Origin of the sequence: Lactobacillus sp. ESL0246 (assembly GCF_003692965.1) — a bacterium.
In the GTDB taxonomy this organism is placed as follows: domain Bacteria; phylum Bacillota; class Bacilli; order Lactobacillales; family Lactobacillaceae; genus Lactobacillus.
The window spans coordinates 45,746-65,555 of sequence record NZ_REHC01000012.1 but is presented as its reverse complement, the minus strand read 5'-3'; the positions used below and the strand labels follow the sequence as shown (position 1 = coordinate 65,555).

At 33.8% G+C, this 19,810-nt stretch carries 14 protein-coding genes, 1 tRNA gene and 1 pseudogene; all 16 read left to right on the top strand.

Annotated elements, in window-relative coordinates:
• The first annotated feature begins 10 nt into the window (after positions 1 to 10).
• The 16 genes and pseudogenes from F5ESL0246_RS06975 (at position 11) to F5ESL0246_RS06900 (ending at position 19,721) form a co-directional block, all read left to right on the top strand.
• Entirely contained in the window at positions 11 to 301 is a 291-nt protein-coding gene (locus F5ESL0246_RS06975; protein WP_122019012.1) for a PTS sugar transporter subunit IIB, read from the top strand.
• Between the two features lie 49 nt (positions 302 to 350).
• Positions 351 to 2,459 (top strand): HTH domain-containing protein, encoded by a 2,109-nt coding sequence (locus tag F5ESL0246_RS06970; RefSeq protein WP_158592504.1) that lies wholly within the window; start codon positions 351 to 353, stop codon positions 2,457 to 2,459.
• A gap of 157 nt (positions 2,460 to 2,616) precedes the next feature.
• A complete protein-coding gene (locus F5ESL0246_RS06965) occupies positions 2,617 to 4,053 on the top strand; it encodes an MFS transporter (protein ID WP_122019008.1) in 1,437 nt (478 codons plus the stop codon).
• 306 nt (positions 4,054 to 4,359) lie between these two features.
• Positions 4,360 to 4,941 (top strand): aldose epimerase, encoded by a 582-nt coding sequence (locus tag F5ESL0246_RS06960; RefSeq protein ID WP_122019006.1) that lies wholly within the window; start codon positions 4,360 to 4,362, stop codon positions 4,939 to 4,941.
• A 102-nt stretch (positions 4,942 to 5,043) separates the two neighbouring features.
• Positions 5,044 to 6,159 (top strand): LCP family protein, encoded by a 1,116-nt coding sequence (locus tag F5ESL0246_RS06955; RefSeq protein WP_122019005.1) that lies wholly within the window; start codon positions 5,044 to 5,046, stop codon positions 6,157 to 6,159.
• A 604-nt stretch (positions 6,160 to 6,763) separates the two neighbouring features.
• On the top strand, positions 6,764 to 9,736 hold the full coding sequence (locus tag F5ESL0246_RS06950; RefSeq protein ID WP_122019003.1) for an LTA synthase family protein: 2,973 nt from the start codon (positions 6,764 to 6,766) through the stop codon (positions 9,734 to 9,736).
• A 270-nt stretch (positions 9,737 to 10,006) separates the two neighbouring features.
• Complete coding sequence (tyrS, locus tag F5ESL0246_RS06945; protein ID WP_122019001.1) at positions 10,007 to 11,272, top strand: tyrosine--tRNA ligase; 1,266 nt, start codon at positions 10,007 to 10,009, stop codon at positions 11,270 to 11,272.
• Positions 11,273 to 11,333: 61 nt separating this feature from the next.
• The gene (locus F5ESL0246_RS06940) at positions 11,334 to 11,753 is read left to right on the top strand and encodes an NUDIX domain-containing protein (RefSeq protein ID WP_122018999.1); all 420 of its coding nucleotides are present in this window, start codon (positions 11,334 to 11,336) and stop codon (positions 11,751 to 11,753) included.
• Positions 11,754 to 12,029: 276 nt separating this feature from the next.
• Positions 12,030 to 12,102: transfer RNA gene (locus F5ESL0246_RS06935), tRNA-Thr, on the top strand.
• A 207-nt stretch (positions 12,103 to 12,309) separates the two neighbouring features.
• Positions 12,310 to 12,963 carry an HD domain-containing protein gene (locus F5ESL0246_RS06930; protein WP_122018997.1) on the top strand — a complete coding sequence of 218 codons (654 nt, stop codon included), beginning with the start codon at positions 12,310 to 12,312 and terminating at the stop codon, positions 12,961 to 12,963.
• Between the two features lie 235 nt (positions 12,964 to 13,198).
• Complete coding sequence (locus F5ESL0246_RS06925) at positions 13,199 to 14,290, top strand: BMP family protein (RefSeq protein ID WP_122018995.1); 1,092 nt, start codon at positions 13,199 to 13,201, stop codon at positions 14,288 to 14,290.
• Positions 14,291 to 14,471: 181 nt separating this feature from the next.
• On the top strand, positions 14,472 to 16,007 hold the full coding sequence (locus F5ESL0246_RS06920; protein WP_122018994.1) for an ABC transporter ATP-binding protein: 1,536 nt from the start codon (positions 14,472 to 14,474) through the stop codon (positions 16,005 to 16,007).
• Entirely contained in the window at positions 16,000 to 17,076 is a 1,077-nt protein-coding gene (locus F5ESL0246_RS06915; RefSeq protein ID WP_122018992.1) for an ABC transporter permease, read from the top strand. The genes F5ESL0246_RS06920 and F5ESL0246_RS06915 overlap by 8 nt, the downstream gene beginning before the upstream one ends.
• 29 nt (positions 17,077 to 17,105) lie before the next feature.
• Positions 17,106 to 18,062, top strand: coding sequence for an ABC transporter permease (locus F5ESL0246_RS06910; protein WP_122018991.1), 957 nt, complete (start codon positions 17,106 to 17,108; stop codon positions 18,060 to 18,062).
• Between the two features lie 8 nt (positions 18,063 to 18,070).
• A pseudogene (locus F5ESL0246_RS06905) lies at positions 18,071 to 18,621 on the top strand (nucleoside hydrolase); the annotation flags it as partial.
• Positions 18,622 to 19,424: 803 nt separating this feature from the next.
• On the top strand, positions 19,425 to 19,721 hold the full coding sequence (locus F5ESL0246_RS06900; protein WP_122018989.1) for a hypothetical protein: 297 nt from the start codon (positions 19,425 to 19,427) through the stop codon (positions 19,719 to 19,721).
• The last annotated feature ends 89 nt before the right edge of the window (positions 19,722 to 19,810 follow it).

Below are 19,810 nucleotides of genomic sequence, written 5' to 3'. Positions count from 1 at the left end.
AGTAATTTTTATGAAAAAGATTTTAGTTGCATGTGGAGCAGGTGTTGTTACTAGTACATCGGCAATGAATAAGTTACAAGAAGAATTATCTAAGAGAGGTATTTCAGAAAACAAATATACGTTAGGTCAGTCATCAGTTGCTCAAGTAGAATCACTTGCAAATGATTATGACCTAGTTATAACGACAACTCAATATGATAATGATGCAGTTAGTACACCAGTTATTAATGGACTTCCATTATTAACCAATATTGGTATTGATCAAGTAATAAATGAAGTAATTGATAAATTAAGTCTGTGATATTTTGGGCAAATTGCTATGTTACTAAATTTGAAGGGTGATAAACGTGGTGGCAAGCAATTCTACCAGTTTGATTAGGGCTAATCGATTATTAAATTATTTAATTAAATCATCAGATTTTGTTAGCTTAAAAGAAATTATTGAAACTTTTAACATATCTCGGAGAACTGCTTTTAATTGGTTAGAAACAATCAATCAAAATTTACGTAAGCATAATTTAGATGAAATTGTTAATGTTCCTAGGTATGGTTATAAAATTACGAATCGTACAAGAAAAAAATTGATTAATGAACGTAACATAATGGTTTCAAAACAAGATTATAATTATGAAAACAATTTACATTCTATTGATCGTCAAACGGTTATTATTTTATTGTTAATACAAGATGATTATTTATCTATTAATAAATTAGCTAAGAAATTTAATTGTTCTCGTAACACCATCATTAAAGATTTTAAGACAATTAATGGAAGGTTTCCTCAATTAAAAATTGCTAGCTCTAGAATGGGTCATAAAATTACTGGTAATGAAGTGGCAATTAGATTAACAATTTATAAATTATTACTTTATCAAAATAGGTTAACTTATTCTTTTATTAAAGATTTACGTTATTCTATTTCAAAAGCTAGGCAACTAGTCATTAATACCCAACAACGAATGAAAATTAATTTTTCAGAAAATTCAATAGAACAGTTAGCCTATTTGTTGGTTTTTATAAAGTGGAGAATATTAAAAAAATTTACTATTCAAGAAGATTCAGAATATAATTGGATAGCAACCAATACGACAAATGTTTTGACAACATGTGAAGATTTATTGCGGTCACTTATTGGGGAAAAAGTTTGCAATGGTGAAATAGTTTTTTTTAGTAAAATTATACTTTGTTCACAAGCTACAGAAGTTAATTGTGTTAATAAAAATTTATATAAGGATTTAAATAATATTGCTCAGGATATTATTTTTAGATATGAACAATTAACTGAACAACAAATTTCTTATAAATTATTTACTAAGGTTTTATGTAATCATTTATATGCTACTTTTTTTAGAGTGAAATTTGACGTACCATTTTCTTCAAGTGAAGTAGATGAAATTAAACGACAATATCCAGAATTAATTAAGTTTACTACGATTGCATGTGCTCCATTAGAAAATTATTTAAGAAAAAAATTGCCAAGTGAAGAAATAGCACTGATATGTCTTTATTTAGGATCGGTTAGTCAAAAAAATTACCATGATTTAACCAATAGCGATAAATTTAGAAGAGCTTCACTAGCTGATGTATTAGTGGTTTGCTCGAGTGGTATAGGTACTTCAGCGATGCTTTATCAAGAACTCAGAAAGATGTATCCCTTAATTAAATTTTCTTTACCTCTTGAGATACGAGATTTACCTAACATATTTAAACATGATTACCAAGCAAAATTGATTATTAGCACAGCAATATTATCTAGTACAAAATATCCTATTCCTGTAGTTAATGTTAGAGCAGTTATAACTAAGCATGATCAAAGTCTAATTGAAAATATTTTGCGCCAGAAGTATCCACTTAAGGTAGAGCATAATACTAGTGTGGTAAATAGTTTAGTATCAATTATAAATGAATATGCAGATGTTAAGGATGAAAGTGGACTTAGACAAAGCATTGATCATTTTATTTTCCCTAAAAGCAAAAACGTAAAGAAATCTAATTTACCGACATTAGGTAGTATATTACCTACTGAACGCATCATGGTTTACCATAATAATACTACCGATTTAACTTGGCAAAAAGCACTTCAGTTGGGATGTAATTTACTTGAACGAGATGGAATTATTGACCAGTATTATTTTGAAAAAATCGTACAACTGATTAATCAATATGGACCTTATATGTTAATTGCTAATGATATTTTTTTAGCTCATGCTGCGCCTAGTATTAGCAATAAAAACATTGGTTTATCGTTGATTCTATTTGATCATTCATTAGAAATAAATACATGTAATCAATATGCTTCTGTTACTTGCTTATTTGTTCTTTCACCGGGATTAAAGCATGAACATGAAAAAGCTTTGGAGCAATTAGTTGATATTGTCCGCGACAACAATAATGTCGAACGGTTACTCAAAGCCGAATCTCCTCGGGATGTGCGAAAAATATTATTATCATGCTCATGATTTTTAAAAATTAGTATTTAGTGTACTTATATAAGAAGTAAAAGCGGTCACATTATCAATGTGGCTGTTTTTTGCTACTTGGCAACTGCAAAAATAAGTGTATAATTTAATCAAATAAGGTACCTAACTAAAATTTGAATTGAGGAGATTGGTAAAAATGTCGCAAACTGTAAGTTACCAAACTAACGAAAAGGTGCAAAAAAATCGGTGGTGGATATTAGTAGCTGTTGGGCTATTTACATTTATGTCTACCCTTGATGGAACAATTGTTAATATTGCATTACCAGTAATTAGTAATGATTTACAAATTCCGATGAGTCAATCGGAATGGGTTGTTTCTCTTTACTTAATTGTTGTTTGTAGTTTTATTTTATTTTTTGGAAAGTTAAGTGACCTGCAAGGAAAAATAAAAATTTTCCGTTTTGGAGCTATTTTCTTTATTGCAGGTTCATTGTTATCTGGTATTAAAATCAATTTACCGTTCTTATTGTTGGCACGGGCTATTCAAGCCGTTGGTGCGGCGATGACAATGGCTACTAATAACGGAATTATTACTGAAATTTTTCCTTCGACTGAACGAGGTAAAGCTCTGGGAACAATTGGTTCTTTTGTGGCTTTGGGTTCGATTGCAGGTCCTGGACTTGGTGGCCTGATTTTGAGTAAACTTTCGTGGTCATACATTTTTTGGTTAAATGTTCCCGTTGGAATCATTGCTGCGATTATTGGTGCGATTTATCTTCCTAAAGATATTACATTTACTAATGCTCCTCTTGATAAGACTGGTTCAGTTGGGTTTGCTTTAGGAATGATTACTTTATTTGGCGGAATTTTCTTAGGTCAGCAGCTTGGCTTCACAGCTTTGCCAGTTTTAGCGTTATTGATAATTGGAATTATCAGCTTTGTCTGGTTTGTTTCTGTTGAAAACCATACTGAAAACCCGCTATTGCAATTTAACTTGTTTAAAAATCCTGACTTTTCAATTAGCTTATTGTGTGCACTGTTAATTTTTATAACGAACTTTTTCTTTAATGTTGTTACTCCTTTTTATTTAGAAAATGCGCGCAGCTTGGCTCCAAGTCAAACAGGTTATATTTTAATGATTTTGCCAGTTGTTCAGCTTTTTGCAGCTCCTATTGCTGGTACGCTATCTGATAAAATTGGGCCTAAATTGATTACCTTTATTGGCTTAGTTTTATTATTAATTAGCCAAATTGGTTATACCTTGTGTAACCTTAATTCGTCAATTTGGTTATTCATTATTAGTATTGCCATCATGGGACTTGGAAGTGGTATTTTCAGTTCACCAAATAATTCTTTAGTAATGAGTTCTGTTGAACAGAAAGATTTAGGTGTTGCTGGTAGTATTAACTCGCTTTCAAGAAATTTAGGTATGGTTATCGGAATTTCCAGCGCAACAACCGTTCTTTTTGCGGCAATGAGTCATGCAAAGGGCTCTCGTGTTACCGCATATTTACCTAAACAACCAGAGATCTTTATCTATGGTATGCACGTAGTTTTTATCATTTCAACAATTATTTGCTTAGTAACTGTAATTTTGAGTGGATGGCGCCTATTCAAAAAAGATGTAAAGTAAGAATTTTTAATATGGATATTTAATAGATAAGAAAAATTATTCAAAAAAACATCCCAAAGATATCTTTGGGATGTTTTCTTATTAACTTGTTCCAAAAACTAATTTTATAATTCTCGGGAACACCATTATTATAATATATCAAAGTGAAATTTGCTAATAATTTTAATGCTTTTAATAGAATAATTGCTAATTTAGCTTTAATTATCTATTCTTGATAAATGCATTTTTTATATTAATGAAGAATTTGAATTAATTTTAAGCTTGAATTGATGCCATCAAAGTGATATTTTCTAGGGAGGAGAAAGTTTGGAGAAAGTTATGCAAATAATTGAAAGTTCCGTCTTGCAAGTTGCTGTGGATGAAAAGGGAGCACAACTGGTTAATCTTGTTTCAAAGAATAACCAGTCTGATTATTTTAAAGATGGCGACACGCAAAATAGGTTGAAGATTGTCTTTGCAGAAAATGGTCAAGATGAAAAAAATTTGGCCGAACTTCTGCCATGGACGGTCGTTGATAAAGGAGATGCAAGAGTTAGTTTAACTCTAATTGATAACAGTGCAAGTTATAAAAAGTTTCCATATCATTTTGAAGTGATTGTATCCTATGTACTTGAGGAAAATCGTATCAATATTAAATGTTATTTGAAAAACAATTCTCATAAAGAGATGCCTTTTTCATTAAAATTTCTTTTGCCAATTTCTGAAGAATGGGATATTAAAGAGAATATTAATGAATTTGAGTTGAGCAAAATGGATATTAAAGTGAAATTTGCTTCTACAAATCTTACACTAGTTTTAAGAGATAAAAATTTTATTGCTACAACGAATGATGAAATATTGAATGGTAATCAAAGTACAGAATTTACGATGACATTAACTGCGAATTAATAAGTTAATGATTTTAATAAGATACAAGAAACAAGCCAGCAACGGCTTGTTTTTTTTGCTATAATATACTCATTGTAATTAAAAATTGGGTAAACGAAGAATATGGATCACAACGATAATCATCCGAAGAAAAGTCGGGTTGAAATACACGCAAAGGATTACAACAAGAAAAAGAGTCTCTTAAAATGGATATCGATCATTTTGTTTTTTGCAATTGTCGCAGTAGTAGCATACTCTGCTTATATTTATTGTCGAACCAAGAATGCAGTTGATGATACCTATGATAACAATAATCAGGTTCAGATCAAAAAAGGTGAATTTAACGGCAAGAAAAAGTTTGCGGTATTGTTAATGGGTACGGATACGGGAGCTCTTGATCGTACCGAAAAGATTGGTAACACTGATACAATCATTATTGCTGTTGTTAATCCACAAAAAGAGCGTTATACACTAATGTCTGTACCACGTGACACGATGGCACAAATGGTTGGTACAAAAAAGTTCCAGATCGAAAAAATTAATGCAGCATATCCATTGGGTGGGGCAGCAATGTCAATGGCCAGTGTTTCTAAGTTGGTCAATATACCAATCAAGTATTATGCCTTAGTTAATATGAAAGGCATAATGCGTTTGATTCGCTATGTTGGTGGAATCAAGATACGACCAACGCTTAGTTTTGAGTATGGTGGCTATATTTTTAAAAAAGGTCAGTTAACTCATATGGGTGGCGGTGGTGCTTTGGCATACTCACGGATGCGTTATGATGATCCGCAAGGAGACTATGGCAGACAGAAGCGCCAGCGACAAGTAATTACAACGCTAATTAAAAAAGCGGTAGCACTCAACACATTAACTAAATTGGACTCAGTTTTGACTTCAATTTCTGGTAATGTAAAAACCAACTTACCATTTGATGCTTTGCAGCAGATTGCTTTTAATTATCGCAATTCAACTAAAAATGTTAAAAATGATTATCTCCATGGGCATAATGCCACAATTGAAGGTGCTTCTTATCAGGTTCAGTCGACTCAGGAATTACAACGAGTGTCTGATTATTTACGCTTAGAATTGGGATTAGAACCTGAACGGATTCAAAATAATGAAACTTATCAAAATCAGCGTAATAAAACTCATGGTTTTGATTTTACTAATCCTGCTACTCAAGATTATAATATTTATCAAGACTATTGGGATCTGCAGGAAGAAGGTGAAAATTGATGGCCCATCTTTATGTAGCTCTAATTGGACATGTATCTGATTAGTTGTTGTTTGTGGGTAGCATTGCTCTTCAAGATTACGCTAGAGTTGGGTCTACCAATACGGTTGTCATTTGAGAGAAAATGGGAATTATAACTTGGATTAGTGGTTTATTAAAGATAGCTACTTGTTTAATCCCGATCAATTATTTATTTCAAAGGAAAGTGAACTTGATTTGTTCGGTTTTAGGACTAATTTTAGGATATATTTTTCTTTTGGAATCATTCTAAAGGTAACAAGAGGGTAAGAGTTGCCTATTACTAGTAGTGATGTAGATATCCAAGCTGTTGTAGCAGCACTGTTGATTACTTTGCTATCGGTGATAAGAATACGAAATTTAATAATTTTCCTTTAGTGTTTAGGCTGTGGTTTAGCTTGTATTATGCAGATTAAGGAAAAGGTCATTGTGTCAGGGACTGTCACATTAATCATGGCTTCAAAGTTGAGGCGTGATTTGCAAGAATTCTTTACTGAGTAAAGGTAAAGAGTGAATGTCTTGTACATAATAAAGTATAAGACGAATTCATTAATAACATTACTTTTAGTTAGGATATGTACTGGAAATATGAATAAAAATAAAAAAACGTTAAAAGCTGCCAAGATTGTTTGTCTTCTAGTAGCAACTCTTTTCATGCTAGTACAAATGTACAGTTTGAAAGGAATTGCTTCTAGAGCACATTATTCTTTTATTCGCTTTATACCGAATATGTTGCATAATGCAACTTTAATGATTGTACCAATGGTTTTTGGTGCTGTTTATAGCAAGAAAAAGCTGAGCGTCAGTGAAAGTTTTAAATGCTGGTTACTTGCTAGTGTAACGCTGATTGTGTATTACATTCTTTTCTTCTTCAAATTGCCTAGTAGCTTTAATATGTGGCGGGTATGGGGGATGTTGTTCCCGATTATTGCCAGTACTTCAGTTTTATTTGCTGGGTTATTTTTTAGTCTTTTACTACAGCCATATTTATATGACTTGCTTAATAGGCAAACCGAAAAGCAGAAGTTACTGATACTGAGTCTGCTTACGCTTTTAGGTTTTGCTTTAAGTGCGGGTAATTTGTCATTTCAATACTCGTTTTATGGTCTTTATTTAGTGCTCTTTTTTGCTTGGGGCATGTTCCTATCCAATGTTTCGATTGATGGTAAATTACTGACCTTATCTGTAATTATTGGACTGTTTTCGTTTTTTATTGTCGTAATTGGAGTATCTGGCTTTGATGCTGTTTATTGGTCGCAAATTATTTCTGGAAATGGTGGCGGTGACTGGAATCGTGAATTCTTAAACAATCCATCATCTCCATTCATGTTTTTATTGGTTATTGCTGTTTTTCTTATCTTTAAAAAGATTATTGTGACTTTTAGCCCGCGGCAAATGCGCTATTTGATTCCAGTAATTATGTTTATGGATGCGCCAATCTCTCCTAAATTCATGAATGCATTTCGTTTCACGGGTTCATCAACTGTTAATAAGCTGTTGATGCTTATGATAATGTTTATAGTAGTTATTGTTTGGGATGATGTGCTTGAACGATATTTATTTAAAATTAAGCCGTTTGCTCGAACCATTAATTATCTTGATCATGAATCTAATTTAGCTAAAATATGTGAACGAGCTTGGTCAATTTTTGTTAAATTTATTGTAACTAATCGTGTTAACCTCCTTACTTGGACTTGGTTCTATATATTGAGTTTTGGTTCATTTTTAATTGAATCAGATAAATTGCGTATCCAAATTAGCACTGCATCAACGATTAATGCGATCGTTTACTTGCTCGGAACAAGATTTTTCGCCATTATTTTGACAACAATCTTTCTAGATGCATTGTTTTCTATTCTATATTTTGTGACTACACGATATTGGACTTCTAATATGTTGGTCAGTCTAATTGCAATTGGTTGGGCTGTTGCTAATAAGATCAAATTAATCCTTCGTGGTGAGCCAATTTATCCGACTGAATTAAGTGAAATTGTTAATTGGCGTACTTTGTTACCAATGATTGGCAAGACAACCGTAATTGCAATCTTGATCGCAATAGTTGTTATAGTTGCACTTGATGTCTTTTTGGAATGTAAATTTTCAATCAAGAAACGAGGATCATGGAAACATCGTGGTATATGGGCATTGCTTAGTTTGTTACTGTTCATGACCCCATTTCGTTTGAATCACGATGGTGGAATGATTTACCACATTAACCGTGGTTTTGATAATAAACAGAAGTTTCGTAATCCAGAACGTGATATTCAAGTTAATGGTCCTGTATTGAACTTCTTGAATTATATTGATTTACAAATTATGGATGAACCAACGGGTTATTCTGCTTCAGCGATTAAGCAATTGGATCAAAAATATACAAAAGTAGCAGCTCAAATTAACAAGGGTAGAAAAAATGATCTGCGTGATCAGACGATCGTCTTTAATTTGAGTGAGAGTTTTGTTGATCCTAACACTTTCCCGACTATTAGATTTGAACATTCTGTTCCTAACCCAGTTAAGTTTATCGAATCAATGAAGTCTCGTTCTTCTTATGGTACGATGCTAAGTGCCGGTTATGGTGGTGGAACTGCCAATATGGAATGGGAAACACTGACTGGTCTGAACATGGGGATGTTTAAGTCAACCTTGACACCATATGTTCAGGTTGTTCCTAATTATGAATTTTATCCTACAATTGGAATGAACTTTGACTACAAATCTGCGGTTCACCCATTTATTGGAACGTACTATTCAAGACAAGAAGATTATCACAGATTTAAGTTTGATAAATTTATTTATACTGGCTCTAAATATAAGATTATTGACCAGAAAAAATTGGGTCGTAGTGGTTATAATTCAGATTTCACTACTTATGCTAACGGCTTACACCAAATTAATTCTCGTCAAGGTGGCCAATTTATCAATTTGATTTCTATTCAGAATCATATGCCATATAATAACTGGTACCCGAATAATGAATACATGGGTAAAATTTCTGGTGATTTATTCAATTCATCAGGTGTTCGTGAACAGATGGCAACTTATGTTAAAGGAACTCAATACACTGATCGGGCCGTTAAGCAGTTCGTGAATGAAATTGATAAGATTAAAAAACCGATCACGCTGGTCTTTTATGGTGATCACTATCCAAGTATTCTTTCACAAAGCTACACTGCGAAATACCCAGTTCAAATGCACTCAACGCGTTACTTTATTTACTCAAATAAATATGCACGTGAACATGGTGCAAAGATGAGATTGCCACGTAAGGCAAATAATTTTGTTAGTTCCAGTGATTTCATTGCAATGATGTTACAACAGACTGATTCGAAAGTGACGCCATATCAAGCATTGTTAACGGAAGTTCACAAGAAATTACCGGCAATCACAATCAATTTTGAGGGTGATAAAGGTTTTGAATTAATTGGACGTAAGGGTCAAGTGATTGAGCCGAAGTATTTGACCAAAGAGCAGAGAGAATTACTTTCTGATTATGAAACTATCCAGTACGATATGACTGCCGGAAAAGCTTATGGTTTGCAGGTCAAGGGCTTTTATAAATAGTCTACATTGGTATTGACTTATTAATAAAAAATAAGTATTATTTTGAGTAATAGTTAAGTAACATCTCAATTCAGTGTTCAGAGAACTAGCGGTTGGTGTGAGCTAGACAGGTTGATGATAGTGAAATACAAAGTAGGGTGGTTCCAATAATGACCGTAGTTGAGACGCTGATAATAGCGTAAACGTGGGTGGTACCACGGCTAAAATAATTAATTTAGTCGTCCCTAGATTCTATTCAGAATCTAGGGACTTTTTTATTGGAGGAAAAAGATGGCAAACTTTGATATTTTGGAAGATTTGAAATGGCGTGGAGCAATCAATCAGCAAACAGACGAAGCTGGATTGGCTAAATATTTGCAAGAGCATGATGAATTAGCCCTATATTGTGGTACTGATCCAACTGGAGACTCACTTCATATTGGTCATTTGATTCCCTTTATGATTCTAAAAAGATTTCAGTTGGCTGGTTATCATCCGGTAATTGTAATCGGTGGTGGGACAGGAAATATTGGTGATCCATCAGGTCGAAAATCGGAGCGGGTTTTACTCAGTGCAGAAAAATTGCATCAAAATGAAGTGGCTTTAACTAGGCAAATGGAAAAATTGTTTGGTAGCGAAAATTTTGAAATTGTGAATAATGCTGAGTGGCTAGACAAATTAAGTCTAATTGATTTTTTGCGTGATTATGGCAAATACTTCCAAGTTAACAACATGCTGAATAAAGATGTAGTTGCCAGTCGATTAGAAAATGGTATTTCTTTCACAGAATTTTCTTATCAAATTTTACAGGCAATTGATTTTTATCATCTTAACAAAGACCATGATGTTCAAATGCAAATTGGTGGTAGTGATCAATGGGGCAATATTACGGCGGGAATTGATTTGATTCATAAATTGTTAGGGACAGAAAGGCCGGCTTTTGGGCTAACAATTCCTTTAATGCTAAAAGCCGATGGTACAAAATTTGGTAAATCAGCTGGTGGAGCTGTCTGGCTTGATCCAGAAAAAACCAGTCCGTATGAATTTTATCAATTTTGGATTAATCAAGATGATCGTGATGTTATTAAGTATTTGAAGTACTTTACTTTCTTAAGCCGAGAAGAAATTAACGATTTAGCTATTCAAGTTAAGAATGAGCCGTGGAAACGCACAGCACAAAAGACACTAGCTAAAGAAGTAACCAGATTTGTGCACGGTGATGAAGGATTGGCTGAAGCAGAAATGATTACTGCCTCATTGTTTTCTGGTGATATTAAAAACTTATCAATTAAGCAGATTGAGCAGGGGCTTAAGAATGCTCCAACTGTTGAATCAGAACCTGGAATAAAAAATATTGTTGATTTCTTAGTCGATACAGAGATTGAACCATCCAGGCGGCAAGCTCGTGAAGATATTGCAAATGGTGCTATTTATATTAATGGTGATCGTGAAGAATCGGTTGACTATCAAATTGATCCTGATAGAGCTTTTGCGGGCAAATACGTAATCGTCCGTAAGGGTAAGCGAAAGTATACTTTAGTTAATATTAAAGACTAAACGTGAATCCGCCACGCTGCATTGCTGTGTGGCGGGTTTTTAGATTGGAGAAGGCAAAAAAATGCGAGCTCGTGTAGTGTTATATAATCAAAAAGCCGATAAGGTTTTGTTGATTCATCGAACTAAATATGGACGTGATTATTGGGTAGTTCCCGGTGGCGGAAGTAAAGGGCGTGAAAGTCCACAAGAAACAGCCATGCGAGAAATACATGAAGAATTAGGAATTGAGTTAGTATCTACAAATTTAGAATATTTATTCACAAAAACAGATCAAATTGAGGAACAAGTATTTTTTTGTGAGCAAATTCCATATATTGCTGCACCCAAAATTGGTGGTGAAGAAAAAAAACGGCAAAATTCTGATAATCTTTATTTCCCATCTTGGATTGCGGTTGATGATTTATTGAAAGTTAATTTACTACCAACAGCGATAGGAAAAGCTATTTTGACTGCAATAAAAACAAATAACAATAAAGGGTAAAGAATATGAAATTCTTGGTGAACAACCCCATTCTAAAAGTATGTTTAAAGCTTTTGACATTCAATTAAAGTTGATAGTTAGTAGCGAGGTATGCAATGAGATAAAAGCATTGAAGAATTCACAAAATTAAATTGCATAGTGGATAAAAAATGGATGCTGATAATGTCGTAGTCCTGTGATTACAGCTCAATTAGTAAAGATATGCAGTCATACAAAAATTGTAATAAATTTTGGTATTCACCAACATGGCGAATATTTTTTTGTTACAATTGACTTGCCGCTTTAGCTCAGCAGGTAGAGCACCGCCGTGGTAAGGAGGAGGTCCTCAGTTCAACTCTGGGAAGCGGCTTTGATTAACATCATATAAAATAGTTATCTTTAATTTATCGGATTTTGTTAAGATAAATTAAGGATGGTTTTAATATAGTGCTAATGCTAATTACTTATCGAAATATGCTAATATTAAATTTTGATGGTTTTAGAATTAACTGATCAAAGGATGATTAACTATTTATCGCGTTAAACTAATTAAGTTTAAAGGAAAGGAATACTTGAGTTGGATTTAAGAAAAATAATTAATTTTGTTAAAGAACAATTAAAAGACGAAAAGACTGGTCATGACTTTTATCATGGACAGCGTGTAGCACATTTAGCCAGTCAACTTTACTTGCAGGATAATCCGGATGCACATTCTGACAGTAGATTGGTGGCGATTATTCAAACAGCAGGCTATCTACACGATACGATTGATGAAAAGATTTGTGCTGCTCCAGAATCAGTTTTAACGCAAATTAAGACTCTGTTACCGCAGGTTGGTTTTACAGATTTGGAGATTAAGGATATCTTATTTACGATGCAACATATGTCTTTTTCTAAGAACATTGAGCACCATTACCAATTACCATTATCTGGCGCCTATGTGCAAGATGCTGACCGCATTGAAAGTTTAGGAGCAATAGGAATTGCACGGGCTTTTACATATGGCGGCGCACATGGAAATTTAATTTATGATCCACAAATTAAACCTCAAAAATTGTTCAGTCATGATCAATATCGCCAGCATCAAGAAACAACAATTAATCATTTTTATGAAAAATTATTTCAGTTAGAAAAAACAATGAATACAGAGGGTGGAAGAAGGGAAGCTCACCAGCGAACAGAACTTATGCGTAATTTTGTCAAAGAATTTATGGCAGAATGGAATATTTAACGAGTGGGTTAAAACGAGGTATTAATTAAAAGATTTGGCTTTTGCGAAAATTAAATGCAAAAAATTATTTTTTAAATTTTGGTGTATACAAAATTTTGCTCTACCTAGGTGAACTTGCAATTAGAGCAAAAATAAAAACATTGTCACATCAACACTTTATCTTGTGGCGCAATTTTGACATAACCACTAAATGTTGATATTTTATTAATTGGAAGAAATATTAGGAGGATTATTTATGGAGTCTAAGATTAAAAAAGTTTTTACTGTCACTACAATGATAGCTGCGGCTGCGATAGCATTTACTGCATGTTCTGGTAAAAAGCAGGGGGGAAGCGGAAATTCAGGTAATAGTGCGAAACACTCGATAGCTCTGATTACCGATACTGCAGGTGTTAATGATAATTCATTCAATCAGTCTGCATGGCGTGGATTTAAGAAATATGGTTCAGAACACAACTTAAATCGAGGTCGTAACGGGTATCAATATTTCCAATCAAGTAGTGCTGCTGATTTTGAACCTAACTTTGATCAAGCTAGTAAAGCAGGATACCAAACAATATTTGGTGTAGGTTATAGCTTAAAAGATGCTGTTAGTGCCGCTGCTAAAAAGGATTCAAAAAGAAACTTTGTTATTATTGACGATGTGATTAAGGGACAAAAGAATGTTGCTTCGGCTAATTTTAAGAGCGAGCAAGCTTCATATTTAGCAGGTGTTGTTGCTGCCACAGAAACTAAGACAAATACCGTTGGTTTTATTGGTGGTACGCATAGTGATATTATTGATCTTTTTGATGCCGGATTTACTCGGGGAGTTAAAGATCAGGCTAAGAAATTACATAAGAAGATTACTTTGTTGAATCAATATGTTGGTGATTTTACTAGTGCTGACAAGGAAAAAGCTATTGCACAATCAATGTATGCTAAAAAGGCTGACATTATTTTTCACGCTTCCGGTTTGGCAGGTAATGGTCTTTTCCAAGAAGCTAAGGCCCTCAATCAAAACCGTCCTGATGGTAAAAAAGTTTGGGCTATTGGTGTAGATGTTGATCAATCACATTTGGGTAATTACAAGAATAAAGATGGTAAAAAAGAAAATTGTGTTTTAACTTCTGTTATTACTGGTGTAGATGTAGCTACATATGATATTGCTAACCGTGCTTACGAAGGTAAGTTTCCCGGAGGTCAACAGTTGGTTTATGGTTTGAAGACTAACGGAGTTTCAATTAAGCGTGGTCAGATAAGTGATACGGCATGGAAATATTCGCGTGAAGCACGTCAACAAATTATAGACAACGAAATTAAAGTGCCAATTCATCCAAGTAAATAATTTTTATAGGACCGTATGTTGGGCATGTCTACAAAATTACGTGACTGGCGTGTTATGTAGTTTAAAAAAATCCTATTTTTGATTTAGTAAGAAGAACCAACTGTTAGCTAATAAAAATAATTGAGTGTTTAAAAAACTCTTTGTGTGTGACAAAGAGTTTTTTATAAAAGGAAAATAAATAATGGAAAACACGGCTAATGTAATCGAAATGCGTCATATTATTAAGGAATTTGACGGCTTAAGAGCCAATGATGATATCAATCTTACACTTAAAAAAGGTGAAATTTTGGCTCTTCTTGGTGAAAATGGTGCAGGTAAATCAACCCTTATGAGTATTTTGTCAGGACTATTAACCCCTACTTCTGGAAAAGTGTTGGTTCGTGGACAGCAAGTTAGAATCAAGAATCCGACAGTAGCTAAGGACTTGGGGATAGGAATGGTTCATCAGCATTTTATGCTAATGGATTCTTTTACCGTTTTAGAGAATATTATTTTAGGCCATGAAACAACTAAAGGACCAAAACTTGATTTTAGAAAAGCCTTTCAACAAATTCAAGAGCTATCACAACGCTATAATTTAAATGTTGACCCTAATAAAAAAATTAGTGAAATAACGGTAGCACAACAACAACGAGTTGAAATTCTCAAAGTACTATATCGAGGCGCAGATATTATGATTTTTGATGAACCCACTGCTGTATTAACGCCACAAGAAATTACTGAGTTTATTCAAATCTTGAAAGAGTTATCTAAAGAAGGTAAGGCAATCATTTTAATTACTCATAAATTGGAAGAAATTAAACGAGTGGCTGATAGGGTAACTGTAATTCGTTCTGGCAAGAGTGTTGGTACATTTGATGTTGCTGGTGTTACTGATAATCGATTAGCAGAATTAATGGTAGGGCGTCATGTTAATATGCGTCTTGATAAACCACTTGCTACAGTGGGTAAAACTATCTTGCAGGTTAATAATTTGCAAGTTAAAAATAATCAAGGCATTATGGCATTAAAAGATTTATCTTTTAATTTGCATGCTGGAGAAATTCTTGGTGTTGCAGGAATTGATGGTAATGGTCAAGACGAATTGGTTCGAGCATTAACTGGCTTACAGCACGTTAATACTGGTCATATATTGATTAATGGACAGGAAATGACAAATCGAAAAGTACGTGAAATCACTGAAGCGGGTGTTTCATGTATTCCAGCAGATCGTCAAAAGTACGGCTTAATTATGCCTTTTTCAATCTCGGATAATTTAGCTTTGCAATCATATTATCAAGCACCTTTTTCTAATCATCACGTCTTGCACCATGATGTAATTAATTCGCATGCTAATCAGTTGATTAAGCAATTTGATATTCGTACCACTAGCAGCAGTGTACCTGTAAGTGACTTATCCGGTGGTAATCAACAAAAAGTAATTATTGCGCGGGAATTGAGTCGAAATAGTGACTTGATTATTGCGTTTCAACCAACACGTGGTCTTGATGTTGGTGCAATTGAATATATTCACCGACAGCTCTTACAAGAGCGAGCTAAAGGTAAAGCTATTTTGCTGATCTCGTATGAATTAGATGAAATTATGCAATTATCGGATCGGATTATTGTTTTGCATGATGGTAATATTTCTGGTGAAGTAATGCCAAAAACAACCAGTGATGAAGAGCTGGGTCTATTAATGACTGGTGTTAAGAAAGAAGGAAGCTCTGTTGCTTAAAGTAACCCCTAGAATCAAAAAGTTTTTAGTGCTCACAATTTCAATTTTAGCTGGATTTTTAGTTGGTGCGGTAATTATGCTTATCTGGAGTTATAATCCATTTGAAGCGTATAGTTCAATGTTTTCAAGTGCGTTGGGCAATATGAATGGTATTGGAGAAACTATTCGTGAAGCAACGCCTCTGATATTCACAGCTATTGGTTTTGCAGTTGCATCTAGTGCAGGTTTTTTCAATATTGGGTTACCAGGTCAAGCGCAGGCAGGATGGTTGACTTCAATTTGGATTGTCTTAGCTAACCCTAATATGCCTAAATTCCTACTTTTACCTTTGGCTACGATTGCCGGTGCGGTTGCTGGTGCTTTTGTTGCAGGAATTGCTGGTTGGTTACGGGCACAATTTGGTACGAATGAGGTTATTACCACAATTATGCTCAATTATATTGTATTGTATTCTTGCCAATACTTAATGCAGCAAGTTATGCCTGGGGGGTTGCGCATTGATACAGATACTACTAAGACAATTTCTCAAAATGGTAGTCTAAAAATCAGTTGGCTTACTTCTATGTTTGGTGAATCAAGAATTAACGCTGGAATTTTTTTGGCTTTAGTTGCAGTTGTAGCATATTGGTATCTAATGAAAAAAACAACAATTGGTTTTGAAATTCGTTCTGTAGGTGCGAATCCTTATGCTGGCCGGTATGCGGGGATGTCTACTAAAAAGAATATTGTACTTTCAATGCTATTGTCAGGTGGCTTTGCCGGGTTAGGTGGTGTTGTCCAAGGTTTGGGTACGTATCAAAATTACTTTAACCAAACTACAAGCCTTGATATTGGTTGGGATGGCCTGTCTGTCGCATTGCTTGGTGGAGGAACAGCTATCGGAATTTTGCTAGCCGCTATCCTCTTTTCAATATTAAAAATAGGTGGATTGGGTATGCAGACTATTGCTGGCATACCTTATGAAATTGTTTCAATTGTAATTGCAGCAATTATCTTTTTTGTTGCAATACAATATGTAATTGGTTTGTTATTTAAAACTAAGCCCCAAACGGTTGTTGATGAAAATTAACCCGCTAATATTGAAGGAGGTCGTAAATAATGGATTTGGTAGCAATTTTATCTCTGTTGGTTTCATCAACGATTGTTTATTCAACACCTTTAATTTTTACTTCTCTTGGTGGTGTTTATAGTGAGAATTCCGGGATAACTAATATTGGTTTAGAAGGAATTATGACAATGGGCGCTTTTTCTTCCATTATGTTTAACTTAACATTTGCATCATCCTTGGGGAAAATAACACCATGGATTGGTTTAATTGTTGGTGGTATTGTTGGTTTGATTTTTTCACTTCTGCATGCGGTTGCTACAATTAACTTTCATGCTGATCATGTGATCAGCGGAACGGTTCTTAATTTAATGGCGCCACCGCTAGCTGTGTTCCTAGTTAAAGCAATTTATGATAAAGGACAAACTGAAAATATTTCACAAAGTTTTGGTTATTTTAATTTTCCCGGTTTAGCTGATATTCCGGTTATTGGACAGATTCTGTTTCAAAATACTTTTGCACCAGCATGGGTGGCAATTATTGTAACTATTATTTTATGGTGGATATTATATAAAACCCGTTTTGGATTGCGGTTGCGATCATGTGGCGAAAATCCTCAAGCTGCCGATACGGTTGGCGTTAATGTTTATGGGATGCGCTATGTTGGCGTTTTAACTTCTGGACTTTTAGGGGGAATCGGCGGTGCTGTCTTTGCCGAAGCTATTTCTGGTAATTTTTCGATTTCCACCATTGTTGGGCAGGGCTTTATGGCATTGGCTGCGATGATTTTTGGTAAATGGAATCCACTTGGAGCAATGTTAGCTTCCTTATTTTTTGGTTTTGCCCAAAGTATTAGTATTATTGGCAATCAATTACCTTTGTTCAATCATATTCCATCGGTCTATATGCAGATTGCACCGTATGCAATCACTATAATTATTTTAGTGCTTTTCTTTGGAAAATCAGTTGCACCAGCAGCTGATGGACAAAATTATATTAAATCGAAATAGGAAGAAAAATGAAGCAAATTTATTTTAATCATGATAGTAATATTGATGATCTAGTATCATATTTATTGCTATTACAAGCGCCAAATATTAAGTTGCTTAGCGTTAGCGCGGATTGATGCTGATGGTTACATTGATCCGGCGGTAGAAGATTGCCGAAAGATGACCGATCGTTTTAATTTACGTGGCGATGAGCTGAAAGTAGCTAAGTCAACTTCTGGCACTGTCAACCAGTTTCCAGAAGTATGGCGGACAGCATCATATTCCTTTAACTATTTACCAATGTTGAATGATACTGATAGGATGGATACACAAGAAGCGATTGAACCGGCTCATTTAGATATGATCACTAAGATTAAGTAATCTAGTGTGTGCTATTGAAATTTAACCAGATATTGAAAATAAAATTACTCGGCTCTATTAGAAGCTAGGTTCACTGGACGGTCATGGCAATGTGGTTCAGGTTAATGCCAATGGAACACAAGAATGGAATGCTTTTTGGGATCCATTTGCGGTTGCACGTGTTTTGAAATCGAAAATTTCAATGCAAATAGTTGGTCTATGACAGAGAGTGTAATTGTGGGTCGAATAAAAAATTCCTAATGGTAGAGAAATTACTTTAGCACTTAAGGCTAACCCAAAATTGTTTTTTAAAAATTTTGATGAATTATTAATGCAGGCAAGTAATGAAAAGTGTTAAAATGATTTCTCTTTGTTTTTAAATGTTTTAGATAGAATTAATATCAAAAAAGGCAGGATAACTGCCTTTTTTGTTTGCTTTTAATCATAATCAATTACTAGTTGATTATTAATAATATGCGTTATCAAATAATAAATACGTATATTATCCAATTTATATCTATTTATTTAGTAACTTAAATACGTTAATTAAATATTTGATATGCCTTAATAATACTGGAATATAGACTTGAGATATATTGACCTTTTTAATTTTTCAATAAAATATTATTCCGGTAATTATATATTCCTTTTTTTTTTTTTTTTTATATAATCTTTACGTTTTCGCTGGTAGGTATATTATAAACTTAAGCGCATTTAGTAATAGCTTTTAATAGCTGTTTATGACTATTTTTGAATTATATATTTTTTGTTTCGTATTTTTATAATCAAAATTTTCTATCATAAACAAGTACTTATAGGCATTCTACTAACTGCGTCATTCAAAATGCCAGTGCAATGTTGATACCACTTTTTTAATATAGATAAATGGTTTGTTAACTTTTACAGCAGTGATACTTTTTGCTTGTTCATTTTACTACTGCGAATTTAGCGATTAATTTGGTAAAAACAAAGCATGGCTTTTGAAGTTTTCCCTCAGAATTAAAGTTAATTTTGGGGGTTTAATTGCCAATATTTGAAATGTTGGATAAGAAGAATAACTTTTGTAAGATAAGAAGTGCTGGTGGAGGGTGGTGTCATGGTATTGTTGCTCTTGAGTTGAACGCCATAAGCCATTGTAACATTGTTAAGTCGAGAGTAAAGACTTTGAAAGTTATTCCTGAAGAGCAAGGTAATACCATACTAAACTACTTTGATTTAGCTTATCGGAAAAATTCAACCCATATCATTAAGATAACCTTGCAAAACTGCTCGAAAAACGATCACGGAAAACTTAGTTTAGCATCTTTTTATTTTAAATAACTAAAAGTTTGATATCTTTCCAATTTCAGCAAGATCTAGTTTTAACTAGATCTTTTTAATTGGCATACTTAAATAAAAAATGGGAATAT

Bases quoted from the DNA above. Each gene is read 5' to 3' on its own strand.
- F5ESL0246_RS06975 (WP_122019012.1), top strand. From the start codon at position 11: ATGAAAAAGATTTTAGTTGCATGTGGAGCAGGTGTTGTTACTAGTACA.
- F5ESL0246_RS06965 (WP_122019008.1), top strand. From the start codon at position 2,617: ATGTCGCAAACTGTAAGTTACCAAACTAACGAAAAGGTGCAAAAAAAT.
- F5ESL0246_RS06955 (WP_122019005.1), top strand. From the start codon at position 5,044: ATGGATCACAACGATAATCATCCGAAGAAAAGTCGGGTTGAAATACAC.
- F5ESL0246_RS06950 (WP_122019003.1), top strand. From the start codon at position 6,764: ATGAATAAAAATAAAAAAACGTTAAAAGCTGCCAAGATTGTTTGTCTT.
- tyrS (WP_122019001.1), top strand. From the start codon at position 10,007: ATGGCAAACTTTGATATTTTGGAAGATTTGAAATGGCGTGGAGCAATC.
- F5ESL0246_RS06940 (WP_122018999.1), top strand. From the start codon at position 11,334: ATGCGAGCTCGTGTAGTGTTATATAATCAAAAAGCCGATAAGGTTTTG.
- F5ESL0246_RS06925 (WP_122018995.1), top strand. From the start codon at position 13,199: ATGGAGTCTAAGATTAAAAAAGTTTTTACTGTCACTACAATGATAGCT.
- F5ESL0246_RS06920 (WP_122018994.1), top strand. From the start codon at position 14,472: ATGGAAAACACGGCTAATGTAATCGAAATGCGTCATATTATTAAGGAA.
- F5ESL0246_RS06910 (WP_122018991.1), top strand. From the start codon at position 17,106: ATGGATTTGGTAGCAATTTTATCTCTGTTGGTTTCATCAACGATTGTT.